14 protein-coding genes are annotated in these 19,505 nt (G+C 60.7%); 8 read left to right on the forward strand and 6 right to left on the reverse strand.

Going from position 1 to position 19,505, the window contains the following annotated elements:
* Window positions 1-2: 2 nt before the first annotated feature.
* From BN1135_RS02645 to nadK, 5 genes are all read right to left on the reverse strand, one after another.
* Window positions 3-1,988, reverse strand: coding sequence for a MacB family efflux pump subunit (locus BN1135_RS02645; RefSeq protein ID WP_042018651.1), 1,986 nt, complete (start codon window positions 1,986-1,988; stop codon window positions 3-5).
* The gene (locus BN1135_RS02650) at window positions 1,985-3,148 is read right to left on the reverse strand and encodes an efflux RND transporter periplasmic adaptor subunit (RefSeq protein ID WP_042018652.1); all 1,164 of its coding nucleotides are present in this window, start codon (window positions 3,146-3,148) and stop codon (window positions 1,985-1,987) included. Before BN1135_RS02650 ends, BN1135_RS02645 begins: the two co-directional genes overlap by 4 nt.
* A gap of 251 nt (window positions 3,149-3,399) precedes the next feature.
* On the reverse strand, window positions 3,400-4,290 hold the full coding sequence (locus BN1135_RS02655; protein WP_042018653.1) for a manganese-dependent inorganic pyrophosphatase: 891 nt from the start codon (window positions 4,288-4,290) through the stop codon (window positions 3,400-3,402).
* A gap of 278 nt (window positions 4,291-4,568) precedes the next feature.
* Window positions 4,569-6,233 carry a DNA repair protein RecN gene (recN, locus tag BN1135_RS02660; protein ID WP_042018654.1) on the reverse strand — a complete coding sequence of 555 codons (1,665 nt, stop codon included), beginning with the start codon at window positions 6,231-6,233 and terminating at the stop codon, window positions 4,569-4,571.
* Between the two features lie 253 nt (window positions 6,234-6,486).
* The gene (nadK, locus tag BN1135_RS02665) at window positions 6,487-7,371 is read right to left on the reverse strand and encodes an NAD(+) kinase (RefSeq protein ID WP_042018657.1); all 885 of its coding nucleotides are present in this window, start codon (window positions 7,369-7,371) and stop codon (window positions 6,487-6,489) included.
* A 236-nt stretch (window positions 7,372-7,607) separates the two neighbouring features.
* Here nadK and grpE point away from each other — a divergent pair, with 236 nt between their 5' ends.
* The 8 genes from grpE (at window position 7,608) to BN1135_RS02705 (ending at window position 18,444) form a co-directional block, all read left to right on the forward strand.
* A complete protein-coding gene (gene grpE, locus BN1135_RS02670) occupies window positions 7,608-8,183 on the forward strand; it encodes a nucleotide exchange factor GrpE (RefSeq protein WP_042018658.1) in 576 nt (191 codons plus the stop codon).
* Between the two features lie 298 nt (window positions 8,184-8,481).
* The gene (gene dnaK, locus BN1135_RS02675) at window positions 8,482-10,413 is read left to right on the forward strand and encodes a molecular chaperone DnaK (protein ID WP_042018660.1); all 1,932 of its coding nucleotides are present in this window, start codon (window positions 8,482-8,484) and stop codon (window positions 10,411-10,413) included.
* Window positions 10,414-10,525: 112 nt separating this feature from the next.
* Complete coding sequence (gene dnaJ / locus BN1135_RS02680; protein ID WP_042018662.1) at window positions 10,526-11,671, forward strand: molecular chaperone DnaJ; 1,146 nt, start codon at window positions 10,526-10,528, stop codon at window positions 11,669-11,671.
* A gap of 264 nt (window positions 11,672-11,935) precedes the next feature.
* Window positions 11,936-13,471 (forward strand): carbohydrate porin, encoded by a 1,536-nt coding sequence (locus BN1135_RS02685; protein WP_139245032.1) that lies wholly within the window; start codon window positions 11,936-11,938, stop codon window positions 13,469-13,471.
* Between the two features lie 115 nt (window positions 13,472-13,586).
* Complete coding sequence (locus BN1135_RS02690) at window positions 13,587-14,543, forward strand: aminoimidazole riboside kinase (protein WP_082186733.1); 957 nt, start codon at window positions 13,587-13,589, stop codon at window positions 14,541-14,543.
* A gap of 83 nt (window positions 14,544-14,626) precedes the next feature.
* Window positions 14,627-15,991, forward strand: coding sequence for a sucrose-specific PTS transporter subunit IIBC (locus BN1135_RS02695; protein ID WP_042018665.1), 1,365 nt, complete (start codon window positions 14,627-14,629; stop codon window positions 15,989-15,991).
* Entirely contained in the window at window positions 15,991-17,406 is a 1,416-nt protein-coding gene (locus BN1135_RS02700; protein ID WP_042018666.1) for a glycoside hydrolase family 32 protein, read from the forward strand. Before BN1135_RS02695 ends, BN1135_RS02700 begins: the two co-directional genes overlap by 1 nt.
* Window positions 17,407-17,433: 27 nt before the next feature.
* Window positions 17,434-18,444 carry a substrate-binding domain-containing protein gene (locus tag BN1135_RS02705; RefSeq protein WP_042018667.1) on the forward strand — a complete coding sequence of 337 codons (1,011 nt, stop codon included), beginning with the start codon at window positions 17,434-17,436 and terminating at the stop codon, window positions 18,442-18,444.
* 95 nt (window positions 18,445-18,539) lie between these two features.
* Here the strand turns inward: BN1135_RS02705 and BN1135_RS02710 are convergent, their stop codons facing one another.
* Entirely contained in the window at window positions 18,540-19,268 is a 729-nt protein-coding gene (locus BN1135_RS02710; RefSeq protein WP_042018669.1) for an MgtC/SapB family protein, read from the reverse strand.
* Between the last annotated feature and the right edge of the window lie 237 nt (window positions 19,269-19,505).

A 19,505-nucleotide genomic window follows, 5' to 3' on the forward strand; every position in this document is an offset into this window, starting at 1 on the left:
TGTTATTCCCTCGCCAGTGCGACAACTGGGTCGAGCCGCGCCGCATTGCGTGCCGGCAGGTAACCAAACAGGATCCCGATGAGTGACGAGCAGCCAAAGGCCATCAGGATGGAGAAGAGCGAGAACTGCATCTTGATGGAGTCCACCAGTAGTGAAAAGAGCGCGCCGATACCCAGAGAGAGGCCGACGCCGAAGATCCCCCCCAGCAGGCTGACCATCACGGCTTCAATCAGGAATTGCTGCAGGATGTCTGACTGGCGGGCGCCCACGGCCATGCGAATGCCGATCTCGCGGGTGCGCTCCACTACCGACACCAGCATGATGTTCATCACCCCCACTCCGCCGACGATCAGCGAGATCACCGCGATGGCCGAGACCATCAGGGTCATGGTGGCGGTGGTTTTCTCCACCGATTTGATGATGCTGTCGCTGCTGAAGGTGAAGAAATCCTTCACCCCGTGGCGCTTGGTGATCAGCTCGATCACCGCCTGCTCGGCCAGTGCCGGTTGTACCCCGTCCTTGACCCGGATGGTGATCTGGCTGAAGTGGTGCTGCGAGATGAGGCGACTCATCACCGCGCTGTAGGGCAGCCAGATATTGACCGACTGGCTGCTGGGGCCAAAGCCAGTCTCCTGCGATACCACCCCGACAATACGTACCGGCAGGGTGCCGACCAGTACTACCTTGCCGACCGGATCATCCTTGCCAAGCAGGCTGGTGATGCTCTTCTTGTCCACCACGGCGACGGCGGCCCGCTGCTGGATATCTTGCCACTCCAGTAAGCGACCACTGACCAACGTCATTCCCTTCACCTTGAAATAGTCGTTACCAACCCCGGTCACATTGCCGCTGTTAGTCTTGTTGCGATAGCGCAACTGGCCGGAGCTGCCGATCTCGGGGCTGGCGCCTGCAAGATAGGGTTGCCCCAACAGTGCATCGAGATCTCCCTTGTTGAGGGTCTGGATGCTGGCCATCTTCTCATCGCCCCATCCTTTACCCGGGAAGATTTCGATGGTGTTGGTGCCCATCGCATTGATCTGGTCGATCACCTTGGCGCGCGCCCCTTGCCCCAGCGCCACCACACTCACCACGGCGGCGATACCGATGATGATGCCGAGCATGGTGAGGAAGGTGCGCATCCGGTGGGCGAGCATGGCATGCATCGCCATCCGTCCCGCTTCCCGATAACGATCCCAATCGTGGCCCATGGCGCCTTTAGTGGGCACTATTTTTTGAGGGGCTGTGGTTGTGCTTGTTGCGGTGGCTGGAGCCAACACGGCCGTTTGGCAGGGGCCACTATCTTGTTCAATCCGACCATCCTTGAGAGTGATGATCCGGTCGGCATGGCTGGCCACGTTCATATCGTGGGTGACCAGAATGATGGTGTGGCCCTGAGCGTGCAGCTCCTTGAGGATCGCCATCACCTCCTTGCCGCTCTGGCTATCCAGCGCGCCGGTCGGTTCATCGGCGAGGATCACCTCGCCACCGTTGGCCAGTGCCCGGGCGATACTGACCCGCTGCTGCTGACCGCCGGAGAGCTGACCCGGGGTATGGTGGCTGCGATCGGCAAGTCCCAGTCTGCCCAGCAGCTGGCGCGCACGCGCCTGGCGATCCGGGCGGCTGGTGCCGGCATAGACGGCGGGGATCTCCACGTTGGCGGCGGCATCGAGATGGGGCAGCAGGTGGTAGCGCTGAAAGATAAAGCCGAAGTGGTGGCAGCGCAGCCGGGCCAGCGCCAACGCATCCATGGTGGCGGTGTCCTGACCGCGAAATAGATACTGACCGCTGCTCGGGCTATCCAGACAACCCAGCAGGTTCATCAGGGTCGACTTGCCGGAGCCGGACGCGCCGACAATGGCGATCATCTCTCCTGCCGCGATAGTGAGGTCGAGAGGGTGGAGTACGGTGACCTCGCTCTCGCCGCTCTGGTAGCGTCGCTCGACCCCTTTCAGCTGGATCAATGGCAGCTGGCTCAGGGGCTCACTCATAGCATCACCGCCATATCATCATTGGCGGCGGGGGCGCCGTGATTGAGCTGTACCTCCTCCTTCTCGGTCAGCCCGCTGATCACCTCAATGCGGATCTCGTCCTTCATGCCGGTCTTGATGGTACGGGTCTCGCTCTGATCGCCCTCCTTGACCAGGGTCACCTCATACTCGTTGTCGGCCAGCTGCTTGCCAAGGGCGGTCTGCGGCACAGTGAGTACCTGCTTGCGCTCGCCGAGCACTATGGTTACTTGGGTGGTCATCGCCACCCGCAGGGTATGGCCGGGATTGGGCACATCGAACAGGGCGTAGTAGTAGACGGCTGCATTGCTGGTAGTGGTGCCGGTAGCGGCCTGATCGTTGATGTTGGTAGGTGCTAACTCCACGGCGCGCAGCGTGCCCTGATAGCGGGTATCCGGATCGCCAATCAGGGTGAAGTAGACCGGCATGCCGGCGTTGACCTTGGTGACATCGGCTTCGGAGATCTGCGCCTTGACCGTCATGGTCTCGAGGTTGGCCAGCTTGAGCACGGTCGGCACCGTCTGGCTGGCAGCCAGGGTCTGGCCCTGACGGGTCACAATGCTGATGACGGTGCCATCCATCGGCGCCAGGATCTTGGTGTAGCCCAGCTCGGTTCTGGCCCGATCAACCTTGATCAGCGCGCTGTCTATATTGGCCTGACTGTTTTGCAGTTCGGCGCGGGTGACGGCCAGCAGTGCCTCGGCACTCTCCAGATCTGCCCGTGAGCTCGCCTCCTGCTTGAACATCTGTTGCTGGCGCCGCCAGGCGAGTTCGTTCTGTTTGAGTTGCGCTTGCTTGATTTTGAGCTGGGCGCGGTTGCTGGCAAGCTCCGCCTCGGCCGTCTTGAGGTTGTTCTGGGCAATCAGGGGATCGATCTCGGCCAGCAGATCCCCCTGCTTGACCTGATCACCGGCCTCGACGGCCAGCTTGGTGACCTGACCGGAGACCTGGGCCCCCACATCCACCTGCTCAACAGCCTGCAGCACGCCACTGGCCAGTACAGTCTGGGCAATATCCTCGCGGGTCACCTGAGCGGTCAGCATCGCCTTGGGGGGTTGACTGGGCCAGAGCAGCCAGCCGAGGAGCACCACGGCGATCAGAATGGTGATGGCCAGGGTTCTCTGCTTGGGGGTTATGTTCATCGATCACCTGAATGGAAACGGAAAAGGGTTGTGCGCGGCGATTATCCTGCAGCAAAGCCCTGGTAAATAACAGCCGCAAATATGTAAGCAAAGTTATGGGGTTAACTGTCAATAAGCCGTGAAAGGGATACGCGAGAGATCGGAGGGATGAGCAAGATGGTCAGCAAGGCGGGCGGGGAGTCTGCTGGCGGTGGCAATGAAAAAGCCCTGCGTAGAGGCAGGGCTTTGGAATAGGTTATGGCGAGTGAGGATCAGGCTTTGGCCAGCAGATCCATCACCCAGGGCAGACCCTGCTTCTTGCGGCTGACAAAGCCCGGGTGGTAGCTGGACTCTGCCGGTACTTTCGGGTGCGTAGTAAAGTAGATGCGGCTGGCTGCGGCCGTCAGGTCAGTCACCATCAGCACGAAGAAGTCGAGCCCTTCGCTCGCCACACGCTGGGTCATCTCCTGCTGCAGCGCCGGCAGTTGCTCGGCCAGTTGCTGTTCGCTGCCCACTTCGATCTGGCTCATGATGAAGTTGTAACCTTCCGCCTGGAACGCTTTTTCATCCTGCTGCAGCAGTTGAGCCGGAGTCAGGCCGCTCAGGTCGGTTTTTGCCATCAGCAGCTGTTGGCCGAACTCGGCCAGTGATACCTCGGCCAGCGGCGCCAGACGCTTACAAGTGATCTTGTCCTGCTCGGTGGTGGTCGGCGAGGTGAGACAGAGGGTGTCGCTCATGATGGCACCCAGCATCAGGCGAGCCTGGCTGCGGGTCACGGTACCTTGCTGGCTCAGCAGATCGAAGGCGATGGTGCTGGTGCAGCCGACGGCCCGGATCCAGGCATCCAGTGGAGACTGGGTGACCAGGGTGCCGAGACGGTGGTGATCCACCAGACCCAGTACATTGGCTTGTGCCAGTGTGGCAGGGCCCTGTTCCAGATCACTGAAATCCACCAGCCAGACATCTTCACCGGTCAGATCTTTGGTCAGCAACTCGGGTTCGCTGACGCCAGCCTGCTCCAGAATAAAACGGGTTTCGGTGCGCAGGTCACCCAGACGCCATGGGGTGGCCTGACGGCCCTGGCCATTGAGCCAGTCGGTGATAACCAGCGCACTGCAGATACTGTCGCTATCAGGATTCTTGTGACCAAAAACGTGGATCATAGACAAAGCCTCACAATTGGATACCCATAAAGGGGGGCAACACTATGCGAAATCCGCTGCATTAAGGCAACCGGATCCACGCCCATGTTGCTGCCAGCTTCGCCTAACTCGCCATTTTATTGATCTGGGTCGGTAATCCTGACGCGTCTTCGGTTCTCACAATTGGCAATTGGCTATTGCTGACTGCGAGGGCAATGGCGCTCGCCTGTGCCAGCGCAGTCAGCATGTTTGGTCAGCATTATCAGTCGCCATCGCTGCAAATCGGCTTATCGCCTGATTCAGCGGCGCAGCAGTTCGCGGGCATTGGCCAGGGTGTTGTCGGTGATCTGGTCGCCACCGAGCAGCCGTGCCAGCTCGTTGAGACGGGCATTCTGGTCGAGCGCATCCATCCGGGTTTCGGTGGTTTTGCCGTCGGTATGCTTGCTCACCACTATATGCTGGTGGCCATTGCCTGCCACCTGAGGCAAGTGAGTGACCACCATCACCTGAGTCGACTCCCCGAGCTGGCGCAGCAGGCGACCTACCACGGCGGCAGTCGGGCCGCTGATCCCCACATCCACTTCGTCGAAGATCAGGGTGGGGGTAGAGATCTTGCGGGCGCTGATCACCACGATGGCAAGGCTGATGCGTGACAGTTCACCCCCTGACGCCACCTTGCCAAGCGGCTGAATGGGTTGGCCCGGGTTGGTGGTGACCATGAATTCCACCCGATCTATACCCAGTGGGGAGAGGCTGCTCTGGGCATCGGGGCGCACCTCGATAGCAAAGCGGCCATCTGGCATTGCCAGTTCGTGCATGCTGCTGGTCACTTTGGCGCCCAGCTCCTGGGCGTAACGCTGACGGCTCTGACTCAGGGCTTCGGCAGCCTGGACAAAAGCCTGACGGGCCTCGGCCAGCTCATCTTCCATCCCTTCTAACCGCTCCTCGTCGGAGTTGAGGCGGGCGAGATCGGAGGCTAGCTCTTGATGATGCTGGGCCAGATCTGCCGGTTTGACGTGGTGCTTGCGGGCCAGATTGATCGCCTTGGAGAGGCGAGCTTCCAGCTCGTTGAAGCGTTCGGGATCCAGCTCCAGCTGATCGAGGTAGCTGCGCAGCTCGCTGTGGCTCTCCTGCACCCCGATCAGGGCTTCGTTCAGCATCTCCAGTACCGGGGTGAGGCGGCTGTCCATGGCGACCAGTCCTTCGGCTCTGTCTACTGCCACTTGCAGCAGACCGGCGATGGTGGTCTCTTCGTTGTCATAAAGCAGATCGAGACAACTGCCGCACTCTTGCATCAGGTCAGTGCCGTTGGCGAGACGCTGGTGCTCCTCTTCTATCTGCTCGAACTCCCCCGGCTGCAGGGCAAATTCATCGAGCTCCTGCACCTGATATTCGATGAGCTGGCGGCGGGCTTCCCGCTGTTGCTGCTCTGCCTTGAGCCGGTTCAGCTCGTTTTGCAGCTGGCGCCACAGTTGATAATGCTGGCGCACTTCATTGAGCAGCAGATGGTGACCGGCATAACCGTCGAGCAGGGCGAGCTGGTAATCAGGCTTGAGTAACATCTGATGAGCATGCTGGCCATGGACGTTGACCAGTTGTTGGCCCAGATTTTTGAGCTGGGTGAGGGGGACGGGTACGCCGTTGATGTAGCTGCGCGAGCGACCTTCGGCGGAGATGACCCGTCGTACTATGCATTCCCCTTCGTTTTCCAGTTCGTTGGTGGCTAGCCAGGCGCGGGCGGCCGGGTTGTTGTCGAGCAGGAAGCGGGCGCTGACCTCGCTTTTGTCGCTATCGGGTCGCACCATACCCGCTTCGGCTCGTTCGCCGAGACAGAGACCAAGGGCGTCAATGGCGATGGATTTACCGGCACCGGTCTCACCTGTGATGCAGGTCATCCCCGGTTGCAGATCGAGTTCGAGAAACTTGACGATGGCGAAGTTGTTGACGGTCAGCTGGGTCAGCATGGTCTCATCCTGTATAGGTCAACTTTACTGTGTATGTATACAGTATATACTGGTCTTATATACAGTAAAGAGGGCGCCGCCATTTTTAACACAGGAAGAGCGCTCCAGTGCGGTATGACTATGAGAATGCGGTAATGACCATTGGCGCGCTGTACTGATATGAGCGTGCAGAGGGCAATGTTGCCACGAAAGAAAAGAGAAGGGCGCCAGTTCAGGCGCCCTCTCTAGAATGGTCGTTGTCGGCTCGCACCGGTTAAAACAGCTTGCTGCCCCAGCCGAGCTTGTTGCGCAGCACGTGGAAGTAGCTGTAGTCGAGCGGATGCACCAGATGAAGCTGGTGGTGGCTCTTCTTGATGAGGATCTCGTCCCCAGGGTGGACTGCCAGCGTCACCTGACCGTCACAGCTCACCTGCATGGCGTCGTCCTGATTGTCTGGCGAGACCAGCAGGCGCACTTCGCTGTCGGCATCCAGCACTATGGGGCGGCTGCTCAGGGTGTGCGGGAACATCGGCACCAACGTGATGGCGTTGAGCTTGGGAGTGAGGATGGGGCCGCCCGCTGACAGCGAGTAAGCGGTGGAACCGGTCGGGGTCGCGACTATGATGCCGTCCGAGCGCTGGCTATACATAAAGCTGCCATCGATATAGACCTCGAACTCGATCATGTGGGCGATCTTGCCCGGGTGCAGCACCGCTTCGTTGACCGCCAGATTGCTCGACTTGCGCTCGCCGTGGCGATAGACCGAGGCTTCCAGCAGGAAGCGATGTTCGCTCTTGTAGTGGCCGGAGAGCACCTGCTCCAGCGGCAGCAGATAATCCTGCGGCGAGAGGTCGGTCAGAAAGCCGAGGTTGCCCCGGTTGACCCCGATCACCGCCACATCGAAGCGCGACAGCACCCGCGCCGCCCCCAGCATATTACCGTCGCCGCCGACCACGATGGCGAGATCGGCCTGCTGGCCCAGCTGTACCAGATCCATCACGTTTTCATCGAGGATGCTCAGGGTCTGGGCGACCCGGCTCTCCACCAGTACCCGAAAGCCGCGAGCGGTCAGGTATTGATGCAGGCCGGTCAGCGTCTGGTTGGCCCCCTCATGGTGGGGTTTGCCAATCAGGGCGATGGTTTTGAACGGAGAATCCATAGTCTGTCAGGTCTGGGATGGGTATTGCGGGCCAGTATACAGTGCTTTGCCGTGCTTGTGGCGCTCCGGATAGTGCGGTGACCCTGCCGCCAGTTGGCGAAAGAGTGGTCAGTGACACGGGCAAATAGCCGCTTGCAGCGGTTCAGAAGCCCTGATTGGCCTTTTACCCCTTGAAAGCCGGGGCTGCATCCCCATAATAGCGGCAATGATTGAAGTAACCCTGAATTGGAGATGTCATGAACCACGAAGAGCAAAAGGTTGAAGCGATGGAGCAAGTGGAAGCCCAACCAGTCGAGCCGACCGATGTAGACAGTGAAGTGACAGCCGAACAGGCCCGCATTGCTGAACTCGAAGCGCAACTGGAAGCAGCCCAACAAGCTTCTCTCGAGGAGCGGGAGCGTGCCATTCGCGCCGTCGCCGAGATGGAAAACCATCGTCGCCGTGCTGCACAGGACGTGGAGAAGGCGCATAAGTTCGCGCTGGAGAAGTTCGCAGGCGAGCTGCTGCCAGTGCTGGACAACCTGGAGCGTGCCATCGAACTGGCCGACAAAGAGAACGAAGCCCTCAAGCCGATGATCGAAGGTGTCGAACTGACCCTGAAATCCATGCAGAGCGGTGTGGCCAAGTTCGGTCTGGTGGCACTGGACCCCACCAATCAGCCGTTTGACCCCAATGCCCATCAGGCGATGAGCATGATCCCGAGTGCCGATGTGGCACCCAATACCGTCATCGCCGTGATGCAAAAAGGCTATGAGCTGAACGGTCGGGTGATCCGTCCTGCCATGGTGATGATCGCCAAAGCGATCGACTGATTGGTTGTGGGTACCCAAGCCCGCCCCGTGGCGGGCTTTTTGTTTATCTGTGCAGCACCCCGTCATCTTGTCCGGCTTTACGGTTCAAAACCGTCGCTCAATCATGATAAAGGGTGTGGTTTTTTAGGGTTAGGGCTTGAAGCTGCGGCTGGCGACCCCATATAGGAAGCAAGGCGCGGCGGCACAAGAAAATTTGATGCCGGGAGCTTGAAAGCCAGATTGGCTGCCCCCACCTAGCCGTTAACGCATTAAGGCGAGTTCCTCGCCAGTTTATTCAAAGTTTTTGGAGATTCGTCAAATGGGTAAAATCATCGGTATTGACTTGGGTACTACCAACTCCTGCGTCGCTATTCTGGATGGCGACACTGCTCGCGTGATCGAGAACGCAGAAGGCGATCGTACTACTCCGTCCATCATTGCCTATGCCGATGATGGCGAGATCCTGGTTGGTCAACCGGCCAAGCGTCAGGCCATCACTAATCCGAAGAACACCCTGTTCGCTATCAAGCGTCTGATCGGTCGTCGTTTTGAAGATGAAGAAGTACAGCGTGATCTGAAAATCATGCCGTATGCCATCGCCAAAGCTGACAACGGCGATGCTTGGGTTGAAGTGAAGGGCAAGAAAATGGCACCGCCGCAGATCTCTGCCGAAGTGCTGAAGAAGATGAAGAAGACCGCTGAAGATTATCTGGGTGAGCCGGTCACTGAAGCCGTTATCACTGTGCCAGCTTACTTCAACGATGCTCAGCGTCAGGCTACCAAAGATGCCGGTCGCATCGCGGGTCTGGATGTAAAACGCATCATCAACGAGCCGACTGCCGCAGCATTTGCCTACGGCGTGAACAAGGTCAAGGGCGAGCGCAAGGTTGCCGTATATGATCTGGGCGGCGGTACTTTCGATATCTCCATCATCGAGATCGATGAAGTTGAAGGCGAGACCACCTTCGAAGTACTGGCGACCAACGGTAACACCCACCTGGGTGGTGAAGACTTCGACAACCGCGTCATCAACTACCTGGTTGACGAGTTCAAGCGTGAGCAGGGCATCGACCTGCGTAACGATCAACTGGCCCTGCAGCGTCTGAAAGACTCCGCAGAAAAAGCCAAGATTGAGCTCTCCTCTGCCCAGCAGACTGATGTCAACCTGCCGTACATCACTGCTGATGCCACCGGTCCCAAGCACATGAACATCAAGGTGACCCGCGCCAAGCTGGAATCCCTGGTAGAAGACATGGTGAAAGACTCTCTGGAGCCAGTGCGCATGGCGCTGAAAGACTCCGGTCTGGCGATTGGTGAGATCGACGACATCATCCTGGTAGGCGGTCAGACCCGTATGCCAATGGTGCAGAAGACCGTATCTGAATTCTTTGGTAAAGAGCCGCGTAAAGACGTTAACCCGGACGAAGCCGTGGCCATGGGTGCTGCCATCCAGGGTGCGGTACTGTCTGGTGAGAAGACCGACGTACTGCTGCTGGACGTTACTCCGCTCTCCCTGGGTATCGAAACCATGGGTAGCGTGATGACTGCGCTGATCGAGAAGAACACCACCATCCCGACCAAGAAATCCCAGGTGTTCTCCACTGCTGAAGACAACCAGTCTGCCGTGACCATTCACGTGCTGCAGGGTGAGCGCAAGCGTGCCAGCGACAACAAGTCACTGGGCCAGTTCAATCTGGAAGGTATCCGTCCGGCACAGCGCGGCCTGCCGCAAATCGAAGTGACCTTCGACATCGATGCCAACGGTATCCTGCACGTCTCTGCCAAAGACAAAGAGACCAACAAAGAGCAGAAGATCACCATCCAGGCCTCTTCCGGTCTGTCTGACGAAGAGATCGAGCGCATGGTTCGCGAAGCCGAAGCCAACGCGGCCGAGGACAAGAAGTTCGAAGAGCTGGTGCAGACTCGCAACCAGGCTGATGGTCTGGTCCACTCGGTACGCAAGCAGATCACCGAAGCCGGTGAAGCCCTGCCTGCTGACGACAAGAGCAAGATCGAAGCCGCGGTGAGCGAGTTGGAAGCCACCCTCAAGGGTGACGACAAGGCTGCCATCGAAGCCAAACAGCAGGCACTGCTGGAAGCGTCCCAGAAGCTGATGGAGATTGCTCAACAGCAAGCTCAGGCTCAACAAGGCGCCGCTGGTGCTGATGCCGGTCAGTCCTCCTCTTCTTCCAAGGCTAACGACGACGTGGTCGACGCCGAGTTCGAAGAAGTGAAAGACGACAAGAAGTAAGCCCTACCCAGATGGGGGAAGTTCGCTTCACCCATCGGCTTAGTCAATGAATTCACGGGCGTTGGGTAACCAACGCCCGTCTGCGTAACTGCTACGAAGCAACAGGATGAGTATGTCGAAGCGCGATTTCTACGAAGTGCTGGGTGTGGCAAAAGATGCCGACGAGCGCGAGATCAAGAAGGCGTACAAACGTCTGGCCATGAAGTATCACCCGGATCGCAATCAGGGTGATGCGGCATCTGAAGAGAAGTTCAAAGAGGTCAAGGAAGCTTACGAGGTCCTGACCGATGGCAACCTGCGTGCCCGTTACGATCAGTATGGCCATGCCGGTGTCGATCCGAGCCAGGGTGGCGGTGGCCACGGTGGTTTTGGTGGCGGCGCTGATTTTGGTGATGCGTTCAGCGATATTTTTGGCGATATCTTTGGTGGTGGCCAACGTGGCGGCGGCCGTCGTGGCCCGGCCCGTGGCTCCGATCTGCGTTACACCATGGAGCTGACCCTCGAAGAGGCGGTGCGCGGGGTCTCCAAGGAGATCAAGGTGCCGACGCTGGTTCACTGTGAAGTCTGTAACGGCTCCGGTGCCCACACCGGTAGCAGTGCCCAGACTTGCCCGACCTGCCACGGCGCCGGTCAGGTGCAGATGCGTCAGGGCTTCTTCGCGGTGCAGCAGGCCTGCCCGCACTGTCACGGTCGCGGCAAGATCATCAAGGATCCGTGCCGCAAGTGCCACGGCGAAGGTCGCTACCAGAAGACCAAGACCCTGTCGGTGAAAATTCCGGCGGGCGTCGATACTGGCGATCGTATCCGTCTCTCCGGCGAAGGGGAAGCAGGCGAAGCGGGCGCAGGGGCTGGGGATCTGTACGTACAGGTTCACGTCAAAGAGCACGAGATCTTCGTGCGTGACGGCAACAACCTCTACTGCGAAGTGCCCATCAGCTTCACCGCGGCCGCCCTGGGTGGCGAGATCGAAGTGCCGACCCTGGATGGCCGCGTCAAGCTCAAGGTCACTCCCGAGACCCAGACCGGCAAGATGTTCCGCATGCGCGGCAAGGGCGTTAAATCTGTGCGCTCCGGCCAGGTTGGCGATCTGATGTGTAAAGTGGTCATTGAGACCCCGGTCAAGCTCAACGAATCCCAAAAAGAGCTGCTGCGTCAGCTGGATGAGTCGTTCAGCGGTGCCGCTGCCAAGACCCACAAGCCGAAATCAGAAGGCTTCTTCGAAGGGGTGAAACGCTTCTTCGACGATCTGACCCGCTGATTTCAGCCACCCGAATAAACAGAGCCGGCCCTGCGCCGGCTCTTTTTTTGCCCGTCATTTAGCCAGGATCCGCCCTATTGAGTGGATCCTGATGAGGGATCCTCCTCACAACTCCCGCCAATTCCTGCTGTACAAATGTTATCCCGCTCACACCGTTGCTGAAACGGTTTAGTTGTCATATTGAGTTAGCTAAAGCGGTTTAGCTATGCTCTGGCTGTCGATAACAACAGCGCCCGTTCGGGCCACAGATGACAGGTGAGGAAGATGATGATGTTCAAGAGCAAGTTGGCGCTGGCGGTAGCGCTGGGATTGGGGATGAGCAGCCCGCTGTGGGCGGCGCAGGCGAGTGTCGGAGGGGAGAGTGTCGAAGAGGAGCGTGTCGAAGAGGAGCGTGTCGAAGCCAGACTGGCGGCGCTGGAGGCGCGGGTGCAGGCGGCCGAAGCGAGAGCCGAGGCGGCAGAGAGCCGTGCCAGTCAGGCGGAAGTGAAGGCGAGCGCCGCCAGCGAGCAGGCGCAGGTGGCCGACAGTCGCAGCCAGAAGGTGGATGAGAAGACCGCAGGCGCCCAGGGTTTCGAGTTTCATGGTTACGCTCGCTCGGGCCTGCTGGTCAACAGCAATGGCAACGGCGGGCGCGGCGGCCCCTACCTCACCCCAGCCGGTTCGGTGGGCGGGGCAGTGGGTCGCCTTGGCAACGAGGATGACACCTACATGGAGGCCAACTTGCTGAAAACTCAGACCTTCGAGGATGGCAGCTGGGCCCGCTACAAGCTGATGCTGGCAGACGGGGTGGAGACCAGCAACGACTGGACCGCCAGTGATTCGAGCCTCAATACCCGTCAGGTGTTTGCCGAGATCGGCAATCTGGCGAGCTTCGATGGCCCCTTCAAGAACGCGGTGCTGTGGGCGGGCAAGCGCTTTGACCGCGACAACTTCGATATCCACTGGCTCGATTCCGACGTGGTGTTCCTGGCCGGTACTGGCGGCGGCGTCTACGATGTGCAGCTGGCCGACAGCTGGAAGGCCAACTTCTCCCTCTATGGCCGCGATTACGGCGACATCAGCGCCAGCGGTCTCTCCGATATCGAGAGCTACATCCTCACCATGAACAACCGCGTCGGTAACTGGCAGTGGATGGTGAACGGTCTCTCGGCCAAGGACAATGACGCCCGCATCAATGACAAAGGGGCGGGCAGCGAGGCGGCGGATAAGGGGGCACACACCCTGCTGGCCTACCACGGCGAGAGCTTCTTTGGCATCAACCCCGGTTTTGCCAAGGCGGCAGTGCTGTACGGTCATGGGCTGGGGGCCGAGCTCAAGGGGCTGGGCTCTGATAGCGAGCTGCTGCCGGATGCCGATGCGGTGCGGGTCGCCGTGTTTGGCGCCACCGATCTCAACTCGCGCTGGCGTTTTGCCCCGGCCCTGTTGGCCGAGCAGAGTCAGGATCGCTACGTGAAAGGGGATGAGTACCGCTGGCTTACCTTCAATACCCGAGTGGCCCAGGTGCTGAGCCAGAACGTCGAGCTGGTCTACGAGGCGGCCTGGCAGTACATGGATCTCAATCCCAAGGGCTACAAGGGACGCCAAGCGGTGAATGGCAACTTCACCAAGCTCACCTTCGCCCCCACCTTCAAGGCGCAGACCGCCGGTTTCTTCGAGCGGCCCGAGCTGCGGGTGTTCGCCAGTTGGATGGATTGGTCATCGGAGCTCGACAACTACGCCAGCGACGATGCCATGGGCCAGAGCAACTTCACCGCCGGTGGCGAGTGGAACTTTGGCGTACAGATGGAAACCTGGTTCTAGTTCGTTATCCCGATCACAAAAATGGCAGCCAGTGCGGAGATCTGTTGGTTGGCTAAAACGGTTTAGCTGATAATGCCAGCCAACAGAACAGAGTTCGGCTTTGACCGTGGGTCCGATGCAGCAGTGGAGTAGCAAGGTGACGAATCGTGTGTGGGTAATGGGGGATGCAGTGGTGGACTTGATCCCGGAAGGGGCGTTGCACTACCTCAAGTGTCCGGGTGGCGCGCCCGCCAATGTGGCGGTTGGCGTGGCACGGCTGGGTGGCGATGCGGCCTTTATCGGCCGGGTCGGCGCCGATCCGTTCGGCCGCTTTATGGCCGACACCCTTAGCGGGGAGGGGGTGGATATCGCCGCGCTGCGGTTTGATCCAGACCATCGCACCTCTACCGTGCTGGTGGCACTGGATGATGAGGGGGAGCGCAGCTTCACCTTTATGGTGCGCCCCAGTGCCGACCAATTCCTCACCCCGGATGAGTTGCCCCGCTTCGATGCTGGTCAGTGGCTGCTGACCTGTTCCATCGCGCTCGCCAACGAGCCGGTGCGCGGCAGTTGCCTGCAGGCCATGGCGGCCATCAAGGCGGCAGGCGGGCGGGTCTGCTTCGACCCCAACCTGCGCCCCGAGGTGTGGGGCAACCCCGCCGAGATGCTGCCGCTGGTGCGTCAGGCCATAGCGCAGGCGGATGTGGTCAAGCTCTCCATCGAGGAGTTGCAGCTGCTGAGCGGCAAGGATGATCTGGTCGCCGGGCTAGCTACCCTCTCTGGCCCCGCATTGGTGCTGGTAACCCGGGGGGCGGCCGGTGTGGTGGCCCGTCTCGATGGCAAGCTGCTGGAGTGGGTGGGGCAGAAGGTGACTCCGCTAGACACCACGGGGGCGGGGGATGCCTTCGTCGCCGGTCTGCTGGCGGCGCTGGCCGGGCGCTCGTCGCTGCCGACTCTGGCCGAGCTACCCGCCATCCTGGCTCAGGCCCACGGCTGCGGGGCGCTCGCCACCACCGCCAAGGGGGCGATGACGGCGCTGCCGATCCGCACCGAACTGGATGCCTTTTTGCGATCAAGCGCAAGCGGCTGTTGATCTGCGGCTAGAAGCCCGGCTCGACAGCCCCTACTCTCATGTGACAAGGGCCCGCCAGCGTGGCGGGTCATAAGAGGAAGAATATGAATATCAGTGCGATAGCCAAGGATCTGGTGCCCCTGCTCGGGGGCAAGGAGAACATCGTCAGCGCTGCCCACTGCGCCACCCGGCTGCGGTTGGTGCTGGCCGATGACAGCAAGGTGAACAAGGCCGCCATCGACAAGCTGGAGGGGGTCAAGGGGTGCTTTAGCAACGCGGGCCAAATTCAGGTGATCTTCGGCACCGGTCTGGTCAACAAGGTCTATGCGGAGTTTGTGGCGCTGACCGGTACCGGCACCGCCAGCAAGGCGGAGCTGACCGACATGGCTGCGGCCAAGCTCAACGTGGCCCAACGGTTGGCGCGAACCCTTTCCAACATCTTCGTGCCGATCATTCCGGCCATCGTCGCCTCGGGCCTGCTGATGGGGCTGCTCGGCATGGTGCGCACCTACGGCTGGGTCAATGCCGACAGCGCCCTGTTTGTGATGCTCGACATGTTCAGCTCGGCGGCCTTTATTATCTTGCCGATCCTCATCGGCTTTACGGCGGCGCGGGAGTTTGGCGGCAATCCCTATCTGGGGGCGACCCTCGGCGGTATTCTCACCCACCCGGCGCTGACCAACGCCTGGGGCGTGGCCGGTGGCTTCAAGACCATGGATTTCTTCGGGCTCAATGTGGCGATGATCGGCTATCAGGGCACCGTCTTCCCGGTGCTGCTGGCGGTCTGGTTTATGTCCCATCTGGAGAAACAGCTGCGCAAGCGCATTCCGGATGCGCTGGATCTGATTCTCACGCCGTTTCTCACCGTCATCATCACCGGTTTCGTGGCGTTGCTCTTTATCGGCCCGGCGGGTCGGGTACTGGGGGATGGCATCTCGTTCGGCCTAAGCGCTCTCTATGAGCAGGCGGGCTGGCTGGCGGGGCTGGTATTTGGCGGCACCTATTCGCTGATCGTCATCACCGGCATCCATCACAGCTTCCACGCTATCGAGGCGGGACTGCTGGCTAATCCGCAAATTGGCGTCAACTTCCTGCTGCCCATTTGGGCCATGGCCAACGTGGCACAGGGGGGGGCTTGCCTCGCGGTCTACTTCAAGACCCGTGATGTGAAGATCAAGGCCATTACCGTGCCAGCCGCCATGTCCTGTCTGCTGGGCATCACGGAAGCGGCGATCTTTGGGGTGAACTTGCGCTACATCAAGCCCTTCCTTGCCGGTCTGTTTGGCGGGGCCTGCGGCGGCGCCTACGTGGTGGCGGCCAAGGTGGGGATGACGGCGGTTGGGCTGACCGGTATTCCCGGCATGGCCATCGTCCAGCCCATGAGCCTCATTCACTACATCATCGGGTTGGTGATCGCCTTTGGCACCGCCTTCGCCGCCTCCACCTTGCTCAAGTACAAGGTGGAGTGATGAAGGAACGCGATCTTCTCAACCAGATTGTCCGGTCGCTGCTGGCCGGACAGCTCAAGGCGGCGGCCGATCCCTATCGGCCCCGCTGGCATCTGGCAGCCCCGGTGGGGCTGCTCAACGATCCCAACGGCTTTATCGAGCATGACGGGCGCTACCACCTCTTCTACCAGTGGAATCCACTGGGCTGCGAGCACCGCAACAAGGGCTGGGGGCACGTCACCTCCACCGATCTGCTGCACTGGCAGCACGAGCCGGTGGCGCTGTTGCCCACCGAAGCCTATGAGAGCCACGGCTGTTATTCGGGTTCGGCGGTGAGCGACGAACAGGGGCGTTTGACCCTCATCTACACCGGCAACGTCAAATACCCGGATGGCAGCCGCACCGCCTATCAGTGTCTGGCCCGCGCCGACGGTGCGGGCGGGTTTGCCAAGCTGGGGCCGGTGCTGGAGCTGCCGCAAGGCTACAGCGGCCATGTGCGGGACCCCAAGGTGTGGCACGACGGCCAACAGTGGCTGATGGTGCTGGGAGCGCGCACCCTGGACGACAGGGGCGAAGTGCTGCTCTATCGCGGCGAGACCCTGCAGAGCTGGCAGCTGGTGGGCCCCATCGCCGGTAGCGGGCACGGTGGTCTCGGTGAGTTTGGCTATATGTGGGAGTGCCCGGATCTCTTCCCGCTAGGGGATCGCCATGTGCTGATCAGCTGCCCGCAAGGGATTGCCCCGGCCGGAGAGGATTATCGCAACCTCTACCAGTGCGGTTGGCTGGCGGGCGATTTCGACGGCGAGCGCTTCGAGCACGGGGCTTTCTACGAGCTGGACCGGGGCTTCGAGTTCTATGCGCCGCAAACCACTCGAGACAGTCAGGGTCGCCGCCTCTTGTTTGGTTGGCTGGGGCTGCCGGAGGAGAACGAGATGAGCCAACCTACTGTCGCTCACGGCTGGATCCACCAGATGAGCTGCCCGCGGGAGCTGTTCTGGCAGGATGAGTGGCTCTGCCAGCGACCGGTGGCCGAGCTCGCGGCATTGAAGGGAGATCTGACCCGCTTCGAGGGGGCGCTCGGCGAATTTCCGGGGTTGGCCATCGACGCGGCCTGGCTCGATCTGGATCTCTGCGGGGAGGGGAGCCTCTGGTTCGGTGCCGTGGCCGAGCTGGTGTGGCAGCCGGGGCATATCACCTTGCGGCGCCAGAACTGGCAGAGCGGGGCGTGGGAGACCCGCAGCAGCCCTTGGTCTGGTGGGTGGATCACCGTCTTGTGTGATCGCTCCAGTCTGGAGTGTTTTATCGATGAGGGCCGCCACAGCCTGTCTGCGCGCTACTTCCCCGGAGAAAAGCCGCAACTTTCATCAGGTAACGGCGATGATGGCTGCAAAATTTGCCTCAATCACTGGCCGCTGTCGGCGTGCCTAGTACAATAGCCCGGTTCTAGTCAGCCGGGAGGCCAGGTGGAGAAGAAGAAACGGATCACGATTGCCCAGATTGCCGAACTGGCGGGGGTGTCCAAGGCGACCGCCAGTCTGGTGCTCAACGGGAAGAGTGCGGAGTACCGGATCGCCGACGATACCCGCAAGCGCATTCAGGCGGTGGCGGATGAGTGCCACTACCTGCCGAGCTTTCACGCCCGCTCCCTGCGCGAGACCCGCAGTTACACCTGGGGTTTGGTGATCCCCGATCTCACCAATTTCGGTTTTGCCCGCATCGCCCGTGCTCTCGAGGCCCACTGTCGGGAGGCGGGCATCCAGCTGCTGATTGCCTGCTCCGAGGATGATCCCGCCCTCGAGCAGCGGGTGGTGGACAACCTCATCAGCCGTCAGGTGGATGGGCTGATTGTCGCCTCCAGCGGCCACAGCGATGACATCTATGCTCGCATTCACGACCGCCTGCCGGTGGTACAGCTCGACCGCCACATCGGTGAGTCGCGCCTGCCCATGGTGATCTCCGATGCCTGCAAGGCTACCGCCGAGCTGGTGCGGGATATGGCCAGCGAGTGTGGCGAGGAGATCTACTACGTCGGCGGTTTGCTGGATCTCTCCCCCAGCCGCCACCGGCTGGCGGGCTATGAGCTGGGGCTCCATCGCGCCGGTTTTGAAGCCGATGCAATCCGGGTGCGCCATCGCGATTATCAGCCGAGCTCCGGTTATCAGCTGATGGCCGAGCTGGTGGCAGAGTTGGGGGCGCCACCCAAGGGGCTCTTTACCGCCTCCTTTACCCTGCTGGAGGGTGTACTGCGCTACCTCAACGAGGCGGGACTGATGGAGACGGGCATGCGGCTGTGTACCTTCGATGATCACGACCTGCTCGACTGCATTCCCATGCGCATCGACTCGGTGGCGCAGGATTGTCCGGCGCTAGCCCGTGCCGCTTTCGAGCTGATGCAGCAACTGATTGCAGGTAATCCCCCGGCGCAGACCGCCCTGGTGATCAACCCCCGGGTGCGCTGGCGCAGTCGCCGCTAGTTACGCCGGTTCGCCCATCCCATGTGAGAAAGCCCCGCCATTGCTGGCGGGGCTTTTTGCTGTTGGCCGATGGTGCCGTTCCTCTGACCGAGAGATCAATCGGTGGTACTGGTCCGCCAGAACACCTGCTTGATATGGGGGTGGATGGCCAGTTTTTGCATCAGGGCATCCAGCTCGTCGCCATTAATGGAGGTGGCGAGCAGCACTGCCGAGATCTCCAGATCCCCCGCACCGAACGGCTCGATATCGAGCTCACTCATGGGATAGTTGGCCTGTTCCAGCATCTCCTCGAGCCAGTGCAGCACCTCCTTTTGATGCTCGCGCTGGGTCAGCGCCGTCACCTTGTAGGTCACTTCGGTGTCGGTATTGTCCACTGGACGACGATTGATCTGATTGACCAGCGGGCGCAGCAGGGTGTTGGCTGCCAGCACGAACAGGGCCCCCAGAATCGCCTCCATGGCCAGCCCGGCGCCACAGGCGGCGCCGACGGCGGCCACGCCCCAGAGGGTGGCGGCGGTGTTGATGCCGCGGATATTGCCCGACTCGCGCATGATGACACCTGCGCCGAGAAAACCGATGCCGGAGACGATATAGGCCACCACATGGACCACGTTGTAGTTGCCGCCGTGCAGGTCATAGATGCGCTGGGCCAGACTGACGAACAGGGCGGCCCCCACGGCGACCAGCACGTTGGTGCGCAGGCCCGCGGTACGTTGGCGGTACTGGCGCTCCAGCCCGACCAGACTGCCGAGCACAAAGGCGAGCAGCAGGCTGGCCAGAGTGTCGAGCAGGGAGATCATGTCAATTTGTTGCCACATCTTCATGGCGTACTCCTTCTGATAAGGGCTGGCTTGGCGCCATCCATGATGACACGCTGGGTGGCGGATGGATCAGGGGATGATTGCGCGGATGGCCAGCAGAAAAACAACACTGCGCGCCCGCACTCGGGCTCCTGGGGTGCGAGCCGAGCAGAGGCGCGAACATGAACGGCGGATCGGTGACCCGATCCGCCGCGGTGCAAGCTGTCGCTCACGACAGGGGGCCAGCGTGGCTGGCCCCTT

Source organism: Aeromonas sobria, assembly GCF_000820145.1.
GTDB lineage: Bacteria > Pseudomonadota > Gammaproteobacteria > Enterobacterales > Aeromonadaceae > Aeromonas > Aeromonas sobria.

What these genes read in the sequence shown, in the direction of transcription:
- BN1135_RS02645 (WP_042018651.1), bottom strand. Translation starts at nt 1,988, where the DNA reads ATGAGTGAGCCCCTGAGCCAGCTGCCATTGATCCAGCTGAAAGGGGTC.
- BN1135_RS02650 (WP_042018652.1), bottom strand. Translation starts at nt 3,148, where the DNA reads ATGAACATAACCCCCAAGCAGAGAACCCTGGCCATCACCATTCTGATC.
- BN1135_RS02655 (WP_042018653.1), bottom strand. Translation starts at nt 4,290, where the DNA reads ATGATCCACGTTTTTGGTCACAAGAATCCTGATAGCGACAGTATCTGC.
- recN (WP_042018654.1), bottom strand. Translation starts at nt 6,233, where the DNA reads ATGCTGACCCAGCTGACCGTCAACAACTTCGCCATCGTCAAGTTTCTC.
- nadK (WP_042018657.1), bottom strand. Translation starts at nt 7,371, where the DNA reads ATGGATTCTCCGTTCAAAACCATCGCCCTGATTGGCAAACCCCACCAT.
- grpE (WP_042018658.1), top strand. Translation starts at nt 7,608, where the DNA reads ATGAACCACGAAGAGCAAAAGGTTGAAGCGATGGAGCAAGTGGAAGCC.
- dnaK (WP_042018660.1), top strand. Translation starts at nt 8,482, where the DNA reads ATGGGTAAAATCATCGGTATTGACTTGGGTACTACCAACTCCTGCGTC.
- dnaJ (WP_042018662.1), top strand. Translation starts at nt 10,526, where the DNA reads ATGTCGAAGCGCGATTTCTACGAAGTGCTGGGTGTGGCAAAAGATGCC.
- BN1135_RS02685 (WP_139245032.1), top strand. Translation starts at nt 11,936, where the DNA reads ATGATGATGTTCAAGAGCAAGTTGGCGCTGGCGGTAGCGCTGGGATTG.
- BN1135_RS02690 (WP_082186733.1), top strand. Translation starts at nt 13,587, where the DNA reads ATGCAGCAGTGGAGTAGCAAGGTGACGAATCGTGTGTGGGTAATGGGG.
- BN1135_RS02695 (WP_042018665.1), top strand. Translation starts at nt 14,627, where the DNA reads ATGAATATCAGTGCGATAGCCAAGGATCTGGTGCCCCTGCTCGGGGGC.
- BN1135_RS02700 (WP_042018666.1), top strand. Translation starts at nt 15,991, where the DNA reads ATGAAGGAACGCGATCTTCTCAACCAGATTGTCCGGTCGCTGCTGGCC.
- BN1135_RS02710 (WP_042018669.1), bottom strand. Translation starts at nt 19,268, where the DNA reads ATGAAGATGTGGCAACAAATTGACATGATCTCCCTGCTCGACACTCTG.